At 44.0% G+C, this 21,035-nt stretch carries 18 protein-coding genes; 10 read left to right on the top strand and 8 right to left on the bottom strand.

Features of this window, described 5'->3' with window-relative positions; genetic code table 11:
* Window positions 1-2: 2 nt before the first annotated feature.
* The 5 genes from myaer_RS02715 to trmD all read right to left on the bottom strand — a co-directional run bounded on the left by myaer_RS02715 (window position 3) and on the right by trmD (window position 6,580).
* Window positions 3-794 carry a hypothetical protein gene (locus myaer_RS02715; RefSeq protein ID WP_046660856.1) on the bottom strand — a complete coding sequence of 264 codons (792 nt, stop codon included), beginning with the start codon at window positions 792-794 and terminating at the stop codon, window positions 3-5.
* Between the two features lie 119 nt (window positions 795-913).
* Window positions 914-2,659, bottom strand: coding sequence for a diflavin flavoprotein (locus myaer_RS02720; RefSeq protein WP_046660857.1), 1,746 nt, complete (start codon window positions 2,657-2,659; stop codon window positions 914-916).
* Window positions 2,660-2,724: 65 nt separating this feature from the next.
* Entirely contained in the window at window positions 2,725-3,225 is a 501-nt protein-coding gene (locus myaer_RS02725) for a phosphate-starvation-inducible PsiE family protein (protein WP_046660858.1), read from the bottom strand.
* 142 nt (window positions 3,226-3,367) lie between these two features.
* Complete coding sequence (locus tag myaer_RS02730; protein ID WP_046660859.1) at window positions 3,368-5,092, bottom strand: diflavin flavoprotein; 1,725 nt, start codon at window positions 5,090-5,092, stop codon at window positions 3,368-3,370.
* Window positions 5,093-5,884: 792 nt separating this feature from the next.
* Window positions 5,885-6,580: a tRNA (guanosine(37)-N1)-methyltransferase TrmD gene (gene trmD, locus myaer_RS02740; RefSeq protein ID WP_046660860.1), complete on the bottom strand. Its 696-nt coding sequence runs from the start codon at window positions 6,578-6,580 to the stop codon at window positions 5,885-5,887.
* Window positions 6,581-6,953: 373 nt separating this feature from the next.
* Here trmD and myaer_RS02745 point away from each other — a divergent pair, with 373 nt between their 5' ends.
* From myaer_RS02745 to myaer_RS02780, 8 genes are all read left to right on the top strand, one after another.
* Window positions 6,954-7,808, top strand: a complete 855-nt coding sequence (locus tag myaer_RS02745; protein WP_046660862.1) for a cyanophycinase — start codon at window positions 6,954-6,956, stop codon at window positions 7,806-7,808.
* Between the two features lie 322 nt (window positions 7,809-8,130).
* Window positions 8,131-9,228 (top strand): RRXRR domain-containing protein, encoded by a 1,098-nt coding sequence (locus tag myaer_RS02750; RefSeq protein WP_046660863.1) that lies wholly within the window; start codon window positions 8,131-8,133, stop codon window positions 9,226-9,228.
* Window positions 9,229-9,287: 59 nt separating this feature from the next.
* Complete coding sequence (gene cphA / locus myaer_RS02755) at window positions 9,288-11,921, top strand: cyanophycin synthetase (protein WP_046660864.1); 2,634 nt, start codon at window positions 9,288-9,290, stop codon at window positions 11,919-11,921.
* A gap of 361 nt (window positions 11,922-12,282) precedes the next feature.
* Window positions 12,283-12,411, top strand: coding sequence for a hypothetical protein (locus myaer_RS22255; RefSeq protein WP_268807307.1), 129 nt, complete (start codon window positions 12,283-12,285; stop codon window positions 12,409-12,411).
* The gene (locus myaer_RS02765; protein ID WP_046660866.1) at window positions 12,404-13,333 is read left to right on the top strand and encodes a lysylphosphatidylglycerol synthase transmembrane domain-containing protein; all 930 of its coding nucleotides are present in this window, start codon (window positions 12,404-12,406) and stop codon (window positions 13,331-13,333) included. Before myaer_RS22255 ends, myaer_RS02765 begins: the two co-directional genes overlap by 8 nt.
* A 185-nt stretch (window positions 13,334-13,518) precedes the next feature.
* A complete protein-coding gene (locus tag myaer_RS02770; protein WP_046660867.1) occupies window positions 13,519-14,328 on the top strand; it encodes a Uma2 family endonuclease in 810 nt (269 codons plus the stop codon).
* 295 nt (window positions 14,329-14,623) lie between these two features.
* Entirely contained in the window at window positions 14,624-15,997 is a 1,374-nt protein-coding gene (locus myaer_RS02775) for a 1-acyl-sn-glycerol-3-phosphate acyltransferase (RefSeq protein ID WP_046660868.1), read from the top strand.
* Window positions 15,998-16,383: 386 nt separating this feature from the next.
* Window positions 16,384-16,845: an Hsp20/alpha crystallin family protein gene (locus myaer_RS02780; protein WP_046660869.1), complete on the top strand. Its 462-nt coding sequence runs from the start codon at window positions 16,384-16,386 to the stop codon at window positions 16,843-16,845.
* A gap of 102 nt (window positions 16,846-16,947) precedes the next feature.
* On the opposite strand, the gene myaer_RS02785 is transcribed toward myaer_RS02780, so the two are convergent.
* From myaer_RS02785 to myaer_RS02795, 3 genes are all read right to left on the bottom strand, one after another.
* Window positions 16,948-18,162 carry a DUF790 family protein gene (locus tag myaer_RS02785; protein ID WP_046660870.1) on the bottom strand — a complete coding sequence of 405 codons (1,215 nt, stop codon included), beginning with the start codon at window positions 18,160-18,162 and terminating at the stop codon, window positions 16,948-16,950.
* A gap of 77 nt (window positions 18,163-18,239) precedes the next feature.
* Window positions 18,240-18,584, bottom strand: a complete 345-nt coding sequence (locus myaer_RS02790) for a hypothetical protein (RefSeq protein ID WP_046660871.1) — start codon at window positions 18,582-18,584, stop codon at window positions 18,240-18,242.
* A 305-nt stretch (window positions 18,585-18,889) separates the two neighbouring features.
* Complete coding sequence (locus tag myaer_RS02795) at window positions 18,890-19,084, bottom strand: hypothetical protein (protein WP_046660872.1); 195 nt, start codon at window positions 19,082-19,084, stop codon at window positions 18,890-18,892.
* A gap of 359 nt (window positions 19,085-19,443) precedes the next feature.
* Here myaer_RS02795 and myaer_RS02800 point away from each other — a divergent pair, with 359 nt between their 5' ends.
* Window positions 19,444-19,794, top strand: a complete 351-nt coding sequence (locus tag myaer_RS02800; RefSeq protein ID WP_046660873.1) for an STAS domain-containing protein — start codon at window positions 19,444-19,446, stop codon at window positions 19,792-19,794.
* A gap of 292 nt (window positions 19,795-20,086) precedes the next feature.
* Entirely contained in the window at window positions 20,087-21,016 is a 930-nt protein-coding gene (locus myaer_RS02805) for a CoB--CoM heterodisulfide reductase iron-sulfur subunit B family protein (RefSeq protein WP_046660874.1), read from the top strand.
* Window positions 21,017-21,035 lie beyond the last annotated feature (19 nt).

Here is a 21,035-nt window from a genome sequence, read left to right on the forward strand (position 1 = left end):
TTTTATTCTCCTGATTCGGGAATATTATAGCTGATCGAGGCTTGCGGTGCGGCGGCGGGTTCGGGGACAACATCCCCTAGGCGACGGGTAATAGTTTGACCGTATTGTTCTAGGACAATATAGGGATTGTCGGGATCGGTGTTGATCGCTTTAACTAAAATTAAACCATTAGAGAGGGTAGAACCGGGGATAACTCGACGTTCCGTGGCTTCTCCGGTGGCTTTCACGATCGCCATGGCACTGGTGGGCAACCGGATGATGCCCAATACTTGCACTTCTTCGGCTTCCGTCGGTTGCGGTGGTGGGGGAGGTGCTTTAACTATCGGTAGTCTAAGAGTGGGCGGTGCTTTCACTATCGGTAGTCTAAGAGTGGGCGGTGCTTTCACTATCGGTGGTCTGGGAGTGGGACGATTGCCCCTTGCTGCGGGTGCGGCTGCGGTGGCCGCTGGAGTCCCAGCCGGGGGTTTTCCCGCCACTGTAATTGTAATATTTGGTTGTAGGGAAAAGGGGGCAAAGGGATCCTTATTCCTGGAACCGCGATTAATTTCTGCCCGTTTTTGGTCGGGATCGGTAGCGGGAATAAATCCCGATGCGCTTGGGGGGGTCGATTCGGTGGCTGGTTGCACAGGACCGCTAAAGGCAGGAGGTTGGGCAGCTGGGGGACTAGGAGAGGGGGTGGGGGTGGGGGTTTCTTGGGTGGGTGGTGGGGATTGATTAGCTTGGTTAGAAGCTGGACATCCCACCAACAATAAAGCGACACTCCCCACCGATAGGACTAGCGGCAATTTTTTCATGGGGAGACAAAGACAAAATGGCCTTGAAGGACAACCTTGTATATTAACATAACATTTGTTTCCCAGAAATCTAGGCTGATTATAAGGGGAAAGTCAGGAACTTTGCCCCTAGTCCAATTTTAATATTGACTACCAGATTTGCGATGACCGATGGCGGTGACACCGTTACTATCCAAAACTTGACCCCGCTCGACCGTGGCATAGACTAACCAGCGATCGCCGCAGAGTTGTCGCTCTTGGACCGTACACTCCAGGTAGGCGAGACTTTCGCTTAAAATCAGACCGCCATTTTCCCCGACTTGGGTTTCTAATCCTGTAAAGACATCGCCGCCAGATTTGATGCGATTGGAAAAATGGCGGCGTAAATTGCGCCCTTCCTTGAGAATATTCAAGATAAAGACGGTTCCCGAGTTAATTAGGCGATCGGCGGCTTGTTCGTCAGCAACGGCGATAATTAGCCCCGGGGGGTTAAAACTGGCTTGGGATACCCAAGAGGTCAAGAAACCAGCATGATCCTCGCCCTGACGAGTGGTGAGAACACAGAGGGAACCGACGATCCGACCAACGGCCTGGGCAGTGCGATCGATTTGTGTTTCGGTCATTCCCTGTTGGGGAACCCGCAATTTTTTGGTTTTTTTCAAGGTCCTGGCGAAGGTTTCTCCAGCTAAATAACCTGCTTGTAAACTGCTTTCTGTGGGGTTAAAACGCACGCGCAAAGACTCAAAACCGAGGCGATAATTAGCATCTTTGAGTTTAGTTTCAATTAAATCTACCGCTTCTCCACTCCAACCGTAGGAACCAAAAACCCCAGCTAATTTAGTTTTTGCTGCCGTGGAAAGAACGATTCCTAAAGCGGTTTGAATCTGGGTAGGAGCGTGACCAGCTAAGGTGGGAGAACCGATAATAAATCCGTCACAATTTTCGATCGCTTGACTAATTTCGGCGGGGGTGGCAAACTCACAATTTATTGATTCTACGGCTAGATCATTTTCTAATAATCCTCTTTCGATCGAGCGGGCCATGGTGGCAGTATTTCCGTAGGCAGAAGCATATAATAAAGCCACTTGTAGGGGTCGAGTTTTTTGTTCTTGACACCAATAGCGATAATCGTGGGCAAGACGACTAAGACTATAGCGAATTATCGGACCGTGGGCGGGTGCATAATATTGGGCAGGAAATTCTTTAATTTTGTCGAGGGCTGTTTCTACTGGTTTTGATTGTACGGCATGAAGACAATCAAAATAATAACGACGATCTGCGTCTAATTGTTTCCAATTTTTATCCAAAATATCGTCACTGCACAGATGCACACTAAAGAATTTATCGCTGTATAAAATTTGGGTTTTTTGGTCAAAAGTGCAGATACCATAAGGCCAGCGCGGGGTAGGAACATTAATAAAACTTAGTTGATGACCTTGCCCTAAATCAAGGATTTCATCGGTTCGTATGCCCAAAATTTGGGCATCGGGAAAGGCATTTTTTAGGGTATTTACAGCCGATTTAGAACAGAGGATGGTGATTTGATGGGTTTGGTCTAATAATGCCTTTAAAGTGACGATGCGGTTAGGATTAACGTGACTGAGAATCAGATAATCGAGACGATGTAAGGGGACATATTGACGAATTTCTTCTAAATAAATTTCGGTGAAGGATTCTCCAGGGGGATCGATTAAGGCGGTTTTATCGCCACAGATAAGATAGGAATTAGCGGTGGTTCCCCGTTGACGAGCATATTCTATTTCAAATTTTAATCTGTCCCAAGTACGCGAGCGAAAAACCCAAGTTTGATCGGCAATTTCGGCGGTTTGAACATCGCGGGGGCGATTATTAATAGCAGGATTGGGAATTAAAGTATTAGTGGTCATAATTGTTAAGTTGGTTATTAGCTGTACTGATAACTGATAACTGATAACTGATAACTGATAACTGATTAAGTTTTGCTATTTATTTCAGTTAATTCTTTAACTAAATGTTGACGATAACGCTCGGAAACTTTTTGCTCGGGATCGATACCTTCAAAGGTGGGAGGAAGCCAAACTCTTAATACCATTAATGTGCCGAGAACTATTAGAAAAGCACAGGCGGCTAATACTTGTGTCCAATTAGTTTCTAGGACTCCTCTGACAATTAATTCTCGCAAAACTGAGACGATAGAAACTTCCACGGCAACACCGATAGAAACTCGTTTTTCTTGCAAATAAATAATTAACAATCGGAACAATTCTACTAGAATTAAGAGGAATAAAATATCGGCGGTAACAATCCGAAATTGAATCGGTGGCAGCAGAGACATAAACATTTCTCTGACTTCTAACACCATGAAGCTAAATAAACCAATACAGAGAGAAATGACAATTAAATCTTGAATCATTTCTAAGACTTGCACTACCCGCACCATCATTGGGGAAGGATTTTTAATTGGTTCGTACATTTTATTTCTCCTAAGATTGATAGAATTGGATGTTTCAGTTATCAGTGAGCAGTAAACAGTAATCAGTGAAAATAAAGCGGTAACTTCCTACTTAACACTATCCACTGAAAACTTAAATCTGAAAACTGATAACTGTTAACTGTTAATAATGGTTGCCAACTTTGCGATGATGGACAGCAGTTAAGACATCTAAACGAGCAACTCGTCCAGTATTAACGGTACAATAAACTACCCAATGATCGCCGCAATCTAAACGACTGGTGACTTCACATTCTATGTAAGCTAAGGCATCGCCTAAAATTGGTGATCCATTATTGGCAGTATAGGTTTTAATGCCTTCAAAACGATTGGCACCGGGAGAGAAACGCTTGAGGAAATGTTTCATTAATTTCTGGTAATTATCCTCAGCCAAAACATTTAAAACAAAGGTATCGCTAGGCTGTAAAAATGATACCATTGCCCGATCTTTGGCCACTGCAATCGCCACACCTAAAGGATTTAAACTTGCTTGCGTCACCCAAGAGGCAATCATAGCACTGGATAAATCGGCTTTTTGGGAAGTAATTAGGTATAATCCAGTGCTAATACGTCCTAGAGCCTTTTCTAAGTCGTTGTTAATCGATTTAATTTGTTTAATCGTTTTTTCTCGGCTTAACCATTGGCCGAGGTCGGTTCCTGCTTCATCGGCAATAAAATCGAGGGATTGATTGGTATTATCTTTAACTAAAAGAGGAGGAAAAGCTTCGATCGCCCCGATTTCCTGTAATTTATTTCTTAAGGGGAAAATTGGTTCATCTTCCCCACCTCCTGACTCAAATAATCCTACCGCTTGTTTGCCATTGACTGAAGCAAGAATCGTGCTTAAAATCATCTGGTTAGTCGGGGAAGATTGGGGCGGCATTCCGATGATAACTCCCTTAGACTGATTGATTAATTCTCTGACTTCGTGGGGATCAGCATTATTCATATCGACTAATTCTGTCACCACATCAGTTTTAGTCAAACCCTGACTAATCATGGTAGCTAAATGTTCGCTTTGTCCGTAATCTTGGGTAAAGAATACAGTCACTAAAGTATCAGCAGAAGTTTGTTCTTGACTCCAAGTTTGATAACGTCCCACCCAATCAGCAATATGGTGTTTTAATAGGGGTCCGTGACCGGTGGCAATGAGATTAATCTCGAATTTCTCGATTCTTTTAATTGCCCCTAAAACTGAACGAGCATTCGGTCGCATCAGACAGTCATAATAGGTTTGAAAATCGGCTTCTAGCAGCTCTTTTTCTAGATCATAGGTTTGATCATCACAAAAGTGCATTCCGAAGGCATCACAGGTAAAAAGGGTGGCAGTTTTAGCATCAAAAGTGAAGATAGTATCAGGCCAATGAAGATTAGGGGCCGCAACAAATTCTAAAACATGACCATTACCTAAGTCTAAAGTATCACCACTTTTAACGATTAACTGTTTAAAGGGTCTGTGTACCATGTTTTCCAGGAATTGCATGGCAACTTTTGCACCCACCACGGTAACTTCTGGGACTAATTCTAAAACTTCTTTGACTAAACCACTGTGGTCGGGTTCGGTGTGACTGATAATTAAATAATCAAGATGATTGATGTTGATTAGTTTAGTTAATTCCTCCAGATAAAGGCGATCGAATTTTCGGTGAGATGTATCAATGAGAGCGGTTTTTTCCCCTTGAATAACAAAAGAGTTATAAGTCGTACCGTTTTCTAAACCAAACTCGATATCAAAACGATCGCGGTCCCAATCCAAACAGCGCAAGGTAAAAGTATTTTCGGCGATTTCTTGGATTTGTGTGGTTAAACGGCTGGTTTTAGCGGGTTTTGGAGTGATTAAAGCCACCATAATTTCTATCTCCCACAGGATTTGATTCGGAACTGCATTTGCTTAATTCTTATGGTGACTTGCTTTCAGCGATTTGTAAAATACCAATTACTCAAGTCAATGATTAGCTAGATTTATATAACCTTTTATCTATGGTTGCGCCTATTAAACCCCCACCAGCTAGAGAACTAGAATTTTTTGGCAAGAGCAGATAGACTATATCTAGAGACTCGCAACGAAGAAGAGACCTAAAATGCTTAAGGTGGACTGGAAACGTTGCCATCAAAGCCTAGAAACCTGAAGAGAATAGGCACTAGCAGCGGAGCATCTACGAACAAGAGAAAGATTAACGGCCTTGTGGGAAATCTCCGAGAGCTATTATTGCGATTAGAAGAAAAACTCCCTGATTACTTCCCATTTTAGAGAATATCAATCTGTTTCCTATCCGATTAGGGTCCGTCGTTCTTTTACCGGTGATTTTGATTTTTAAGTACCCTCTCCCCACTTCCCCAGAGTTGTCTGGGGGTGAGTCTGAAACTTCTCTACCCAACTAAGATTCGGTTCGACTCTCAGAAATGCTTTGTTTAATCCTTGTCGGGGACAGAAAAATTCCGTCTTCGTACCTTGCTCTTATTCCTACCCAACCCGATTTTGGAGCCTATTTTTTTCTCTCTTATCTTCGCTCAAAAACCCTATATATATGGGCGCACGGATTCCCATTATACATAAAGTATAAAGCAAGTCTCGCCATTTGTCAAGGGTTTTTAGGAAATCTCCCCTTTCCGGTACTCCCCACGCCAGCATTTTTGGGGATTAATCCTGTTCCTCTAGCCATTTTTGCCAGAGATCTGGACGACGTTCCTGAGTGCGATCGAGTTGTTGTTGATAGCGCCAATCGGCGATATCCTGATGATTACCTGAGCGCAAAACCGGCGGCACTTGCCAACCGCGAAAGACTGGGGGCCGGGTATATTGGGGATAATCCAATAAACCCGCCTCAAAACTCTCCAATTTCAACGATTCGGCCTTACCTACCGTCCCGGGTAACAACCGCGTCACCCCGTTAATAATCGCTAAAGCAGGGATTTCACCACAAGTTAGGACAAAATCACCTAAAGATACCTCTCTAGTCACCAAATGCTCACAAACCCGCTCATCTACTCCTTCATAATGCCCGCAGATGAGAATTAACTGCTGATAACTACCGGCCCAAGTTTTCAGTAAAGCTTGATTGAGAGGTTCCCCCTGGGGAGTCATCAGCACGATCTCCCGGGGTGGTAAAGTTTCTAAAGACTCGATCGCCTCAAAAATTGGCTCTGGTTTTAATAACATTCCCACACCACCACCGTAGGGTTCATCATCGACGCGACGGTGTTTATCGTGGGCAAAATCTCGGAGATTGACCAAATTTACCCTAGCGATGTCGCGTTCGAGAGCTTTTGCCAACAACCCCGACTGCAGCGGTGAAGTAAAAAAATCGGGAAAGAGAGTAATAATGTCAAACTGCACGGGGAAAATTAAGGCCTAGACTGGAATAGTGTTTAATGTATCATTTTGTCACGGCTCGATCGGTTAAAATCTTGCTAATTTTGCGCTAGTCTATCTCGATAACATGGTAGACTATGCTGTACTGTCTAGGGGTTTTTCTGGCTCTAGCTTGAGTGATCGAAGTCTAGCCTAGACTTAAAGTTAACTAAAAGTCCGTCATTGCCAGTGGATCGAAGAAAATTGCTAAAATCGCCTCTACTATTGCTTGATGTCCCGAAAAATATTCCTAAACCGCATTTTTTTCCGTAAACCGTTCAGGGAAAATAACATCAAGATACCTGTCCATCTTCCCGAAACACCTTCCATCCCTAAAAATGTCTATTCGTTCAGTGACATGATCATCGAGCTAGAAACCCAAAACCACCAAAATCCTACCCCCATATCTCTCAAAACGGCGATTTTAGTCATTGGAGGTGCCGAGGATAAAGTCCACGGTAAAGAGATACTGCATACCTTTTGGAATCGCGCTGGGGGTAGCGAAGCAGTGATCGCTATTGTTCCCTCCGCTTCCAGAGAACCGGTGTTAATCGGCGATCGCTATCAGAAGATTTTCGAGGAAATGGGGGCAAAATACGTCAAAGTTATCGATATTCGTGATCGCGTACAGGGAGAAGACCCCCAATTCCAGGCCTACATCGAAGAATGTACAGGTGTATTTATGACTGGAGGCGACCAGCTGCGTTTATGCGGTTTGCTCTCCGATACCCCCCTGATGGAAAGAATCAGACAAAGAGTGCAACAGGGAGAACTGACCTTGGCTGGAACTAGCGCCGGGGCTGCCGTTATGGGTCATCACATGATTGCCGGGGGCAGCAGCGGGGAAGCACCCAATCGGGCCCTAGTGGACATGGCCATGGGATTAGGTCTCATTCCTGAAGTCATTGTCGATCAACATTTCCACAATCGCAACCGCATGGCTCGGTTAATGAGCGCTATCTCTGGTTATCCCGAACGTTTAGGAATTGGCATCGATGAGGATACCTGCGCTATGTTTGAACGGGATGGCACGATGACGGTAATCGGCTGCGGTACGGTAACGGTAATTGATGCCAGGGAAATGTCCCACACCAACCACCATCACGTCACCGCCAACGAACCCCTGAGTCTGCATAATCTGCGGGTGCATATTCTTTCCTACGGTGATAGCTATCATCTCAAAAAACACCAAGTGATCGCTAAATTAGGGTAAAAAAACTCCTGAAAAACTGTTCATCGTGAACAGTTTACCGATCTCGGAAACCCAGACAATAAACAACGGCTTCTTTGTGCTTCTCAACAGCGAACACCAGCTATATCGTCACTAACCCCGCCCTAAAAGGGACGGGGTTTGCCTAAACCAATTTAGGCGACGCAAGTAGAGACTACCGCACCGAGACGCAATCTGGCACAGACCTCCGAATGCTTCCCTAGTTCGGATTCTCTCTAAGCTTTATTGGTAAAGCGTTGTTAGACAAGACATCTTGATTGTGTTGCGGTAAGGGACTTTAACTTCACTCTTAAGGATTATCTCCATGGCAAGAGTTCCTGTTATCTCAAAAGACGGAAAACCGTTGATGCCCACTAAACCCAGTCGGGCCAGGCGGTGGATTAAGGAAGGAAAAGCTATCGGTAAATTCAACGACTTAGATATTTTCTATGTCCAGTTAACCGATGAACCTTCCGATAACAAAACCCAACCGATTGCTATTGGTATTGACCAGGGTAAATTATTTTCGGGAATTGGCGTTCAATCCTCTCTTTTTACTCTTTGGAAGGCTCACTTAGAACTTCCTTTTAAACGAGTAAAAGAGCGCATGGACAATCGCTGCTTAATGCGAAGAGGACGTAGAGGAAGACGGATTAACCGCCAACTTCCTTTTAATCTAAGAGCGCATCGACAAAAACGATTCTTAAATAGAAGACAAGGAAAATTAGCTCCCTCAATCAGAGCTAATCGTCAACTTGAACTTCGAGTCGTTTCCGAACTAACCAAAATCTATCCAATTACCGATATTTATTTTGAGTACATCAAAGCCGATGTTGATTTAACTTCTGGTAGAAAAGGGGCTAAGTCTGGAAAAGGTTTCTCGCCGGTTATGGTTGGACAAAAATGGGCTATTGAGCAACTGTCTCAGTTTGCAACAGTCCATACTCGCTTTGGTTGGCAAACCTCTAATCTCAGAAAACATTTGCGACTAGAAAAGTCTAAAAATAAAGCAGAACAATCACCAGAAAGTCATGCTAACGATGGAATTGCTCTTGCCTGTTTTCAATTTTTAGATTATTTGCCATTTCACAATTCTAATGGTCATGGATATGATTGGAAGGGTTATGTTAAAGTAACAAACGCTCCCTTTGCTGTCATCAAACGTCCTCCTATTAGTCGTCGTCAACTTCACCTGATGGTTTTTTCTAAAGGTGGTAAACGACGTAAATATGGTGGCTCTACCACAAGACATGGGTTCCGTAAAGGAGATTTAGTTTCTTCTCCCAAAGGGATTGGTTATGTAAGTGGAGATACCGAAAAACAGCTATCTGTAAGCGATACCAGTTGGAAACGATTGGGACAAATAGCTGTTAGCAAGATTCAGTTAATTCGTCGTTCTAACGGTTTAATTGTTTCTCACTAACTTGTATAAAGCCGCCCTCCGCTATCGCTAAAGGGCGGGGTTTCAGACCCATTTTTTCGATGAAAATTCTCAGAACCCAAACCCTGCGCGGTCCCAACTACTGGAGTATTCGTCGCGACAAGCTCATTGTTATGCGTCTAGATCTCGAAGATCTCGCAGAGAAGCCATCGAATGAAATCCCAGGCTTTTATGAGGGACTAATCGATGTTCTCCCCAGTTTAGTCGAACATTACTGCTCCCCCGGTTATCGCGGCGGTTTCTTTGAACGAGTCCGCACTGGCACTTATATGGGCCACATTATCGAACATATCGCCCTGGAATTGCAGGAATTGGCGGGAACTCCCGTCGGGTTTGGTCGCACTAGAGGCACCTCAACCCCAGGAGTCTATAACGTGGTGTTTGAATACGTTGAGGAGCAAGCGGGACGTTATGCGGGTCGGGCTGCCGTGCGGTTGTGTCAATCGATTGTCGATACGGGAACCTATCCTCAGGAAGAATTGGCCCAAGATTTAGCCGATTTACGCGATTTATGCAATAATGCCTCCCTCGGTCCGAGTACCGAAACCATCGTCAAAGAAGCACAAGCTAGAAATATCCCCTGGTTACTCCTGAGCGCTCGTGCCATGGTGCAATTGGGCTATGGCGTTCACCAAAAGCGCATTCAAGCCACTTTAAGCAGTTTTTCGGGGATTTTAGCCGTTGAGTTGGCCTGTGACAAGGAAGGCACGAAAACTATCCTCAAGGATGCCGGCATTCCCGTCCCCCGGGGTACGGTGATTCAATACTTGGATGAGTTGTCAGCGGCAATCGAGGAAGTGGGAGGATTTCCCATCGTGATTAAACCCCTCGATGGCAACCACGGCCGCGGCATCAGCATCGACATCAAAAATCAGCAGGAAGCAGAGGAAGCCTATGATCTAGCCAGTGCCGCCTCGAAAACCCGCAGCGTGATCGTAGAAAGGTACTATAAAGGCAGTGATCACCGAATTTTAGTCATAAATGGCAAAGTCGCCGCCGTGGCCGAACGGATCCCCGCTCACGTCGTCGGTAATGGGCGCTCAACTATAGAAGAATTAATCGAAATTACTAATCGGGATCCCAACCGGGGTGAGGGTCACGCCAACGTTTTAACTAAAATAACTATTGACAAAACCGCCCTTAATGTGCTAGGGAAACAGGGCTATGAATTAACCAGCATTTTACCCCAAGGTGCGATTGCCTATCTGCGGGCCACGGCTAATTTAAGCACCGGCGGCATCGCCGTGGATCGTACCGACGAAATTCACCCCGAAAACGTCTGGATCGCCCAAAGAGTGGCAAAATTAATCGGTTTGGACATTGCCGGGATCGATGTGGTGACAGAGGATATCCGCAAACCCCTGCGAGAAGTGGACGGGGTAATCGTAGAAGTCAACGCCGCTCCCGGTTTTCGGATGCACGTCGCCCCCAGTCGCGGTTTACCCCGCAATATCGCCGCCCCGGTTATCGATATGTTATTCCCCCCCGGGACTCCCAGTCGCGTGCCGATTCTGGCAATTACGGGAACTAACGGCAAAACCACCACTAGCCGCTTAATTTCTCATATTTGCCGACAAACGGGGAAAGTAGTCGGATTTACCACGACGGACGGCGTATATATCGATGATTATCTGGTAGAAAAGGGCGATAACACCGGTCCCTACAGTGCCAGTATGATTTTGAAGGATCCCACAGTCGAGATTGCCGTATTAGAAACGGCCCGGGGTGGTATCCTGCGATCGGGTTTAGCCTTTAATCAGTGCGATGTGGGAGTGGTGTTAAATGTGGCCGCTGACCATTTGGGTATCGGTGATATCGACACCATTGAACAAATGGCAAAAGTAAAAAGCGTTGTGGCCGAGGTGGTTAGCGCCGAGGGTTACGCGGTTTTAAATGCCGATGACCCCTTGACCGCTAGTATGGCCGAAAAAGTCAAGGGAAGAGTGGCTTATTTTTCCATGAGTGCCGATAACCCGATTATTCACGACCATATCCGTCGCGGTGGCATGGCCGCCATTTATGAGAATGGCTATCTGTCGATTCTAGAGGGAGAATGGACGCTGAGAATCGAGGAAGCGGTCAATATTCCCGTGACTATGCAGGGAATGGCCCCTTTTATGATTGCTAACGCCTTGGCCGCCTGTTTAGCCACTTTTGTGCAGGGTATCGATATCGAGTTAATTCGCCAAGGAGTGCGGACTTTTAAACCTTCCGTGGCCCAGACCCCCGGCAGGATGAACTTGTTTGACTTGGGACACCATCACGCTTTAATCGATTATGCCCATAATCCGGCTGGATACGAAGCCGTCGGCGGTTTTGTCGGCAATTGGTCCGGGGAAAAAGTCGGCGTGGTCGGCGGACCTGGCGATCGACGCGATGATGATTTAATTTTATTAGGGAAATTATCAGCCCAAATGTTCGATCGAATTATTGTTAAGGAAGATAACGATACTCGCGGTCGCCGCCGGGGGGAAGTGGCCGATTTAATTCTCCGGGGAATTAGCCAAGAAAATGCCAGTTTGCGGCCGGAAGTTATTCTCGATGAAACGGAGGCTTTAGAGAAGGCTTTAAGCACGGTTTCTGAGGGTGGTTTAGTGGTAATTTTCCCGGAAAGTGTCACCCAGGCGATCGATTTGATCGAGAAACATCGACCCCTGACCGATAACCGGGGTTAAAAGTTGGGAAAAAGAGCTAGAAAATAAAGTAGGGAGATTCTTAGCTGTTAGCCGCCGATACTCAAGCAATTCTCTTACTTTGTGCCAATTTTGGACAAAATCGCCCTACAGAACCCTCGCCCTTCACCTTGAGCGAGTATAATAGTCTTGCTAGTTGGCTACGGCAACAGCAATTAACTCCCACAGACCTGCTTGATCGCAGTTTACAAGAAAAATTACCAGATATCACGATTGCGCGCACTGGATTCTGGGCGTCTTTTTTCCCTACTCAATCGGGGTTTTTTGCTGGGATTACCCCTAGAAACATGGCTAAACCAAGGACTTTGGATTATCGGACGGGGAGAGGATATTTATAAGTTGGATGCGACTAGAATATAATATTTTAGTCGCTTTTTTTCATTATGAAGCTATCATTCAACACTTCTGGGAATGTCCCTACAGTTTAGAATATCTGCTCGCTCTCGATTGGGTTCCTCCAGAAAATGAATAAAGGAAAAAACGAAATGCTGAAAAAATTTCTACGTTGGCTGATTATTGGGGGAACCTTATTTTTTGTTCTCAGTAACCTTAAAAATAACTGGGATAACGTTACCTCAGTTAGAATTGAAAATCATGGTTGGTTATTTCTTTTCTTGGCACTTGTAACCACCATTATCGCTCAAATTTGGGCAGGATGGGTGTGGACATGGATACTCAAAAGCTATCAACAACCGATTAAAACCTCCGCAGGAATTGGCATCTATATGATTACCAATTTAGGAAAATATCTACCTGGTAATATCGGTCACTTTTATGCTCGCATCGTGGCAATTAATAAAGCAGGGAGTGATTGGGGAACTGCTAGTTTAAGCGTTTTATTAGAACTTTTACTACTGGTATGTGCAGCCTTAGCCATAGCAGTAATTGCTAGTGGTTTAGGTTGGATGAAATCTAGCTCAAGTCTAGGGATACAGATATTAGTTTTAGGATTAATTTTAATCGGCATTCATCCCAAATTTTTAAATTATCCTCTCAAAATCCTTAGCCAAAAGAAAAAGATTGCTCAAGAACCAGTTTATCTAACTAAATATCCTCTCGTCCCTCTCCTCGGTGAAACTGGATTTTTATTGTGGCGCGGCGCGGGTTTTATTTTAGCTGGGATGGTATTAAAAATGATCACCCCCGCTCAGATTTTACCCCTACTAGGAACCTTTAGTTTTGCTTGGTTATTGGGTTTAGTTGTCCCTGGAGCGCCGGGAGGATTAGGAGTGTTTGAAGCTACAGTAATCGCACTTTTAGACACAGAAAAATTTCCCGCCGCTAACGTACTTGTCACCGTTGCTATCTATCGTTTAATTAGCATTCTCTCCGAAGTCATTGCCGCCGTAATCGGGACAAAATTAGTTAAAGATAAAGCCAAGTTTTTTAGTTAGCTTAGGGATATTAGTCGGGTGTGTTAGCCCAATGTAACGCACCCAGAAGAAAAGTTTTGATCATTGTTAACTGAAGATAATTTTCTCAACTCCTAACATCTATCTCCTCACTCCTAAATTCTGATGTAACATAGGATCAATAATCAGCAAAAATATGGATACTCCCACCTAGAGAGGCCGAAAAAATGACGATTGCCAAAAGCGACGAAACTGCCACCTCTCCGGCACTGATAGAAGAAGATTTCGAGGACTTCTGGGAACCCGCCCCACCCCCCACAGACTTAATTTTTGATGATGGTGAACCCTTGGAAAGCAACCGACACCGCATTGCCATGAATGTGCTGATTCGCTCCCTACAGCAAGGTTACGGCGAGCGAGACGACTTCTACACCAGTGGCAATATGTTTATTTATTTCAGCCGCGAACAGGCGAAAAATCGCGATTTTCGCGGGCCCGATTTCTTCGCCGTCCTCAATGTTGATGGCAAGAGAGAGCGACAGGGTTGGGTAATTTGGGAAGAAGAGGGACGTTATCCCGACGTTATCGTGGAATTAACATCTTCTAGTACCGCTAAGACCGATAAAGTGCGAAAAAAAGCCATTTATGAGGGAACCTTCCGCACACCAGATTATTTCATCTACGATCCTTTTGATGCCAATTCTTTACAAGGATGGCATTTAGGGGCCGACCAACGCTACCATTCTTTAGAACGAAACGAGCGCGGCTGGTTATGGTGCGAAACTTTAGGCTATTGGTTGGGAACTTGGGAGGGGACTATTGACCGAGAAACGGCAATTTGGGTGAGATTTTATGACCCAGAAGGCAAATTAATCCCCTTGCCAGAAGAAGCGGCCCAGGAACAAGCGGCTGCGGCACAGGAGCAGGCAGCCGCAGCACAGGAGCAATTAAATGCTACTCAGCAAGCTCTGGAAGCGGAAAGACAGCGTTCTCAACAGCTGGCGGCTCGTTTGCGAGAAATGGGGATAGAGCTATAGTATAGCTGTATTTGTTTAGGTGAGGAGGTAAACTGCTCCTGTTCCTCCTCGTTCAAAGTCGGTTAATTTCCCCTTTCACGGTTGAGGAAGCCTGCAATCCCAGTGTATTTGAAATCTAGCGCGACACCTGTTTGCTGCTGTGATTACCTTTCGACCAGTCGGTAATTATTGATCAGAGTTTTCTTGGATTCTTCCTTAAACAGTAAACAGTGAACTGAAAACTCAAATCTGATAACTGATAACTGATAATTGATAACTGTCTCAACTAGGAAATTTATTTGGCACGACTACTTATATGTCTAATCTATCTTTTGGCGCACAACCTCCTCTAGAATTTATACCCCCTGACCTTAATCCCTTGCTTTTAAAGGGATGTCAAATCTTTTTACCTCTCTGGTTACAAACTAAAACCAATTTAAGAGAAATTTCCGCCGCCAATCTAGAAACTTTAATCACATTTTATCAAAAAAGTCAAGAGAAAAAAGTCCGTTTACTGCTGGCTTTTCGTCATCCTAGTATTAACGATCCCTACTGTATGGCCTATCTTTTGTGGAAATTAGTACCCAAAAAAGCCCAAGAGTTAGGAATAAAATTACCGGCACCGACTCACGCTCATTTTATGTACGATCGAGGGATTCCTTTATGGGCTGGAGAAAGGGTAGGATGGTTATATTCTAAGTTGGGTGGCACACCAATTCAACGGGGAAAAGCCGATTTAATCGGATTGCGTTCGGCTCGTCGTTTATTATTAGAAGGAGATTATCCTCTAGCTGCCGCTCCAGAAGGGGCAACTAACGGACATAATGAGCTTGTCAGTGCTATTGAACCGGGTATTTCTCAATTAGCTTTTTGGGGTGTGGATGATGTCAGAAAAGCTAAACAACAGCAGGAAGTAATTATTTTACCCATTGGTATTCAGTATTTTTATCTAACTCCAGTCTGGCAAGAAATCGAGCAAATTTTAACTAATTTAGAAACCGATAGCGGTTTACAACCAATCCCGAATTCATCCCTAGAAGAAAAGGTTTTATACGAGCGTCTTTTTCGGTTAGGAGAAAGATTATTATCCTTAATGGAGGATTTTTATCGAGATTTCTACTATCAATCTTTGCCTGTAGTACCTGCCAATGGCGATGATCCAAACGAAACCCTAGCCAAACGTTTAGCCAATTTATTAGATGTGGCCCTACAAACCGCAGAAAAGTATTTTAATATTTCTCCTAATGGTAATGTGATCGATCGCTGTCGTCGTTTGGAACAAGCAGGATGGGAACGCATTTATCGGGAAGAATTAAAACCCACTCATTCTATTTCTCCCCTTGAATTAGGATTAGCTGATCGCCTGGCCGATGAAGCTAATTTAAAAATGTGGCACATGAGAATTGTGGAAAGTTTTGTGTCAGTAACTGGTTATTATGTCAAGGAAAAACCCACTGTAGAAAGATTTGCCGAGACAATTTTATTACTCTGGGATTTAGTGACAAGAATTAAAGGAGGTAATCCCTTTTTCCGTCCCCAAATTGGTCAACAAAAAGCGATAATAACTATCGGTAAACCTATTTCCGTATCCGATCGCTATGGCGATTATAAAAGTGATCGACGCTCGGCCGTAGCACAATTAACCCAAGATTTACAAACCAGTTTAGAAAGTTTAATTATTCATCAGTAGATAATTAGGGTTTGCTGAAAAAGTTTGTTGGTGGAGTCAGTTATCAGTTATCAGTTATCAGTTATCAGTTATCAGTTATCAGTTATCAGTTCACTGAGAAAACACCCCACACCCCTAGGGTTAATTCATAGTAGGGTTAATTCATGGTAGGGTTAATTCATGGTAGGGTTGATTCATGGTAGGGTTGATTCATGAATCAACCCTACCCACACCCCACTTCCCGACGCAAAACTTTTTCACCTAGCTCTAGTATAGGAGATAGTACGGGAATCTGGAAAAACTCAGTACCGAAAACCCTACCCCGGTCAGAGAATCTTTTATCTATCCTAAAAGTGTAGAGATAAACCAACATCTCTAGCGTTAAGAAAACTTCGGAGGTGACTTATATGGCACTTATACGTTGGGAACCTTTCAGAGAAGTAGAAGGCCTACAAAAAGAAATGAATCGCTTGTTTGACCGTCTTGTGCCGACTCATTTGGGTGATGGTGAAAAAATGGGGTTATCCTTCATCCCAGCGGCGGAAATGACCGAAACGCCAGAGGCAGTTCAGCTTAAACTGGAAATACCTGGTATGGAAGCCAAAGACCTCAACGTGGAAGTAACAGCCGATAGTCTGACCATTAATGGTGAAAGAAAATCGGAAATTAAAACCGAAGAAGAAGGATTTACCCGCACTGAGTTCCGTTATGGTAAATTCCATCGAGTTATTCCTCTACCGGTTCAGGTTGATAATACTAACGTGACCGCTGAATACAAAGATGGTATTCTCAATCTCACCCTCCCGAAAGCGGAAGAAGAGAAAAATAAAGTGGTGAAAGTGTCCATCAGTCCTGCCATTGCTCAATGATGTAGCACTCATTGTCTGGTCTTGAGCGAAAGAGTTGACCTAGTCTGATTAAACCAAAGCGGGAGTATTAAATCATACTTCCGCTTTTAGCTTCCTAACCTTTTAATTTAAAACTTCTAACACTGCTTGGGGTGATAATTTATCTTTAAACCAGATAACCTGAGCGGGTAGATTTTGGAATTTAACTCCAGCTTTTTCGAGATTTAACCGTTCCGATACGGCTAAAATTAGATTATTTGCTTGGGCCGATTTAACCTGTAAAAATTTCTTTTGTAGGTATTCTGGTCGCCAATAACCAACAATTTCTAGGAGAAAAACGCGACCATCGGGATGCACTAAACGGAAATCGGGAATCATCACTCCTCCGGGTAAAGGCACTAAATCCACTTCCCTTTCTAACTGCCATTCAGTTTTTAACTGTAACCAACGTTTAGCGAAAGATTCCTCTAACATACTATCGTAGGGTTTACCCGGGGAATAGTGGGACACCAGACCACAGTTATCCTCTAAATTGAACTGTTGTTTTTTAATAGTTCCTGTGTAGGAATCTTTGTACTGTAATTGTGCCTTCAGATTCCAGTGAGTAACATGGAGTAAGGCAGGAATTAATTTAGCGATTTCAATGCCATAACGACTATTAGCTTTAAATAAACTGGTGGGACCATCGATAGTAATAGTAAATCCCGTGTCGGCATCCCCTTCGATATAAGTCATTAAACGAAATAGTTTTAGATAGCGAAAGAGATATTTATATTCCCCCGGATCGTTGCGGTGGACGTTGATAATTAAATAACTGGCCCGATAAAAAATCCCTTGAATTTGGGAGAGGTTAAAACGATGAATTAGGTTTTCGGGGGTGGGAGCATCAAATTGAGTGAGAATTTTATTCTCTGCTAAATCAGCATAGAGTCCTTTTTCTAGAGCCACTGGAAAAATTTCTTGATTTAATTCTTGGCTGAGTTGCTGGGCAATTTTTCCCAGAATTAGCGATCGATTTTGGGGAATAGGAACAAAGTTGGCCGCTTGTTCAAAAACTCTTTTTCTTAATTCCTGCGGTTCTAAGGGACTAATAATCTCAAAGGTGGCAAAATGATTGGTTAATAGGTGAGCAAATCCCCGTTTAATTTTATAATCGGGACTGTCTCCCTCCAAGATTAGGAGTTTTTGGCTTAATTCTCCCTTAGTTGCACCGATACTTTCCTGAAAACAGGTGATTTGTTCTTTGGCGATCGCCAGATAATCGCCAGCGAGGGGTAAGCGTTTAGGAATAATTGTCTCGCCATTTTGACGGGAAATCAATAAATCGGTCGGTAACATGGCAAGCTAGAGAGGAATAATCAGATGGGGAGAGGTGGGACGACAAGGAAAGTCGAAACCCCAAAAATCCCCCGCTTCTAACTATTTTGGTCGATATAACGCTCTAAATCTTCGATCACACGGGTTAATTCTGCTTCTGTGGTTAAGCGTAGGCGATCATCACGAACCGTTAGCAAAACTTTAGCCGAAAAAGGATTCGGATAAATATTGGGATTACAAAACACTTCCAGAAACACATCACCAGTGTGCTGATATTCCAGCGGTTTTTGGGGTTGGGGTTTACCCCCACTAGAGGCATTACTGGCGATCGCTTTTAGGCGATCGAGTAAAATGTTAATTTCCCTTTGCAAATCCAGAGCAGCACTGGGACTGAAACGAAAAGTAACGGAACCTTGCAAGAGATTAAGAGTTAAAGGAATCATGGAAAAAATCAGGTTAGGAGAAGGCCTGAAGTCAATTATATTAATTTGTGGAAATTTGGGGAAATTGGGTTTTGGGGGATTGTTCAGTCATCAGTAATCAGTAAACAGTAATCAGTGAGGTTCTTCGTTACTTGGTCTGGTTCGATCGGGTGATCGCTAAATGTCTTTCTCTATAATAGTTTCATCCCTTATAACCCCGTCCATTCCATAACAGGAACCGAAAGGCCATCAGTGAACTGAAAACTCACCACTGATAACTGATAACTGATAACTGATAACTGATAACTGATCACTGATCACTGAAGTTACCGACGCGGAACGAGATTAATCCGGCCTTCGTCCATTTCATCCATGAGTAACTCTAGGGCCTCGTAATCCACATCGGAAACGTAGCCAAGACGAGCGAGGAGTTCATTAATTCCATTCTCGATTTCTGGCGTGATTTGACGATAATATAGGGCTTTTTCCACTAATTGGCGGATAGTCGGCTGGGTATCCACAATTTTCTTACTCTAGTTCGATAAATCTAGTTTCCGTATCCTGCTTTACTTTATTTCAGCAAAAATACCGGTAGAATACTGGGTCATCGTCAGTCATTCGGGATTAGAGCTTAAACCTAGCGACTTTACCCTGATGTTCCCCCTAGTAAGCCTTGATAACTGTTCCTCTCTAGCGCCTGGATTATAAGGTTAACCTAAAAGTGGTTCCTACCTACAGGGGTCAAGATTAAAAAAAGATTAATCTTTTCAGGAGAGAGAAAATTGATCAAGACCGGGGTTGCAAAATCAGAAAGTTAGGACATAATAGCGGTATCTGATTTCCAGTTAAAAGGTTCATTTATGAATTTAAAAGCCAAGCCATGAAAAGTCGCGTAAAAGTCCCAGAAATAGCTCTATTTGAGCCAAGTGGCTATATTACCGCCGCTAACGTCCTAGAATTTCAAGAGCAGCTCACCAATCTGGTTAACCAGAGTAGCTCTGTCACTTTTCTCGTGGATATGAGTAGGGTGGAATTCCTCGACAGCGCCGGATTAATGGCTTTAGTTACCGCCTTTCGTCTGGCTCAAAGTCAAGAAAAATCCCTCAATATTTGTTCTATTCCACCTTCAGTCAAGATTATCTTTGAATTAACCCAACTGGACCGGGTTCTCTCGATTTTCCCTAGCCGTGCGGACTTTGATGCTGTCATCACCCTCCCCCAAGCGGCGTAAGCCGACAAAATAGCGTTTCTCGCCGTAATTTCTCGGCTACAATCTGAATTCTACCCGTAAATCACCTCTTGACCGGGCAGATTGCCATTTACATTACCGACTCCTCAGGACAACAATTTTTCTCAAGGAGAGCCATTATACTGTTGAGATGGCTCTCCTCCTTTTGGGATATTATTTCGGGGGGCAAACTACCATACACTTGTTGGGAGCAGCTCACAAAAGACTGTCTATTAAGAAATTCCATGACTTTAGTAATGACAGGGGGGAAGGGGGCCAAGATGGTAGATAGGTAATGAGTAGTAATTTCCTAGAATCCATGACAGTCAACAATCTCCAGTATGCTTATTTTCCCGGTTGTGTCGCTCAAGGTGCCTGTCGGGAACTATATTTATCCACGGCAGCCCTGACGGAAGCTTTGGGGATTAATTTAGTCGAACTCAAAAAAGCTGCCTGTTGTGGTTCGGGAACCTATAAGGAAGATTCGCAACTCTTGGAAGATGCCGTCAATGCGCGCAATATTGCCCTAGCGGAAGCCCTCAATTTACCCCTATTGACTCACTGTAGCACCTGTCAAGGAGTGATCGGTCATGTGGATGAGCGCTTGAAGGAAGCAAAGCATAATAATCCCAATTATGTTGAGGAAGTTAATAATTATTTACAGAAAGAACATTGTTCCCCCTACCAAGGTACGACGACGGTTAAGCACCTACTCTGGGCAATTGTCGGCGATTATGGCTTAGATAATCTGGCGGCCAAGGTAGTCCGTCCCTTATCAGGCTTAAATTGTGCCGGTTTTTATGGTTGTTATCTCTTGCGGGCCCAGGATACTCTCCCCTACGATAATCCTTTTCAGCCGGAATCTCTAGAAAATGTCTTTCGGGCCGTGGGGGCGAATCCGATTTATTATCAAGGACGCACCCAATGCTGTGGTTGGCCCCTGTCCAGTTATGCCACCACCCAATCGTTCCAAATGGCAGGAAAACACATTTTAGAGGCCATGGCAGCGGGGGCCGATTGTTTAGTCACCCCTTGTCCTTTATGCCATCTTAATCTTGATTCCCGACAACCGGAAGTGGCAAAAGTGATCGGTCGAAGTTTAGGTTTACCTGTGTTACATTTTTCCCAATTAGTCGCTTTAGCGCTCGGAGTCAGTCCTGATCGTTTAGGATTAGATCGACACATAGTTTCGACCAAATCCCTCTTAAAGAAATTGGGGTTTTAGAACTCAATCAGGAGTGTTA

The sequence above is a fragment of the Microcystis aeruginosa NIES-2549 genome (assembly GCF_000981785.2).
Lineage (GTDB): Bacteria > Cyanobacteriota > Cyanobacteriia > Cyanobacteriales > Microcystaceae > Microcystis > Microcystis aeruginosa_C.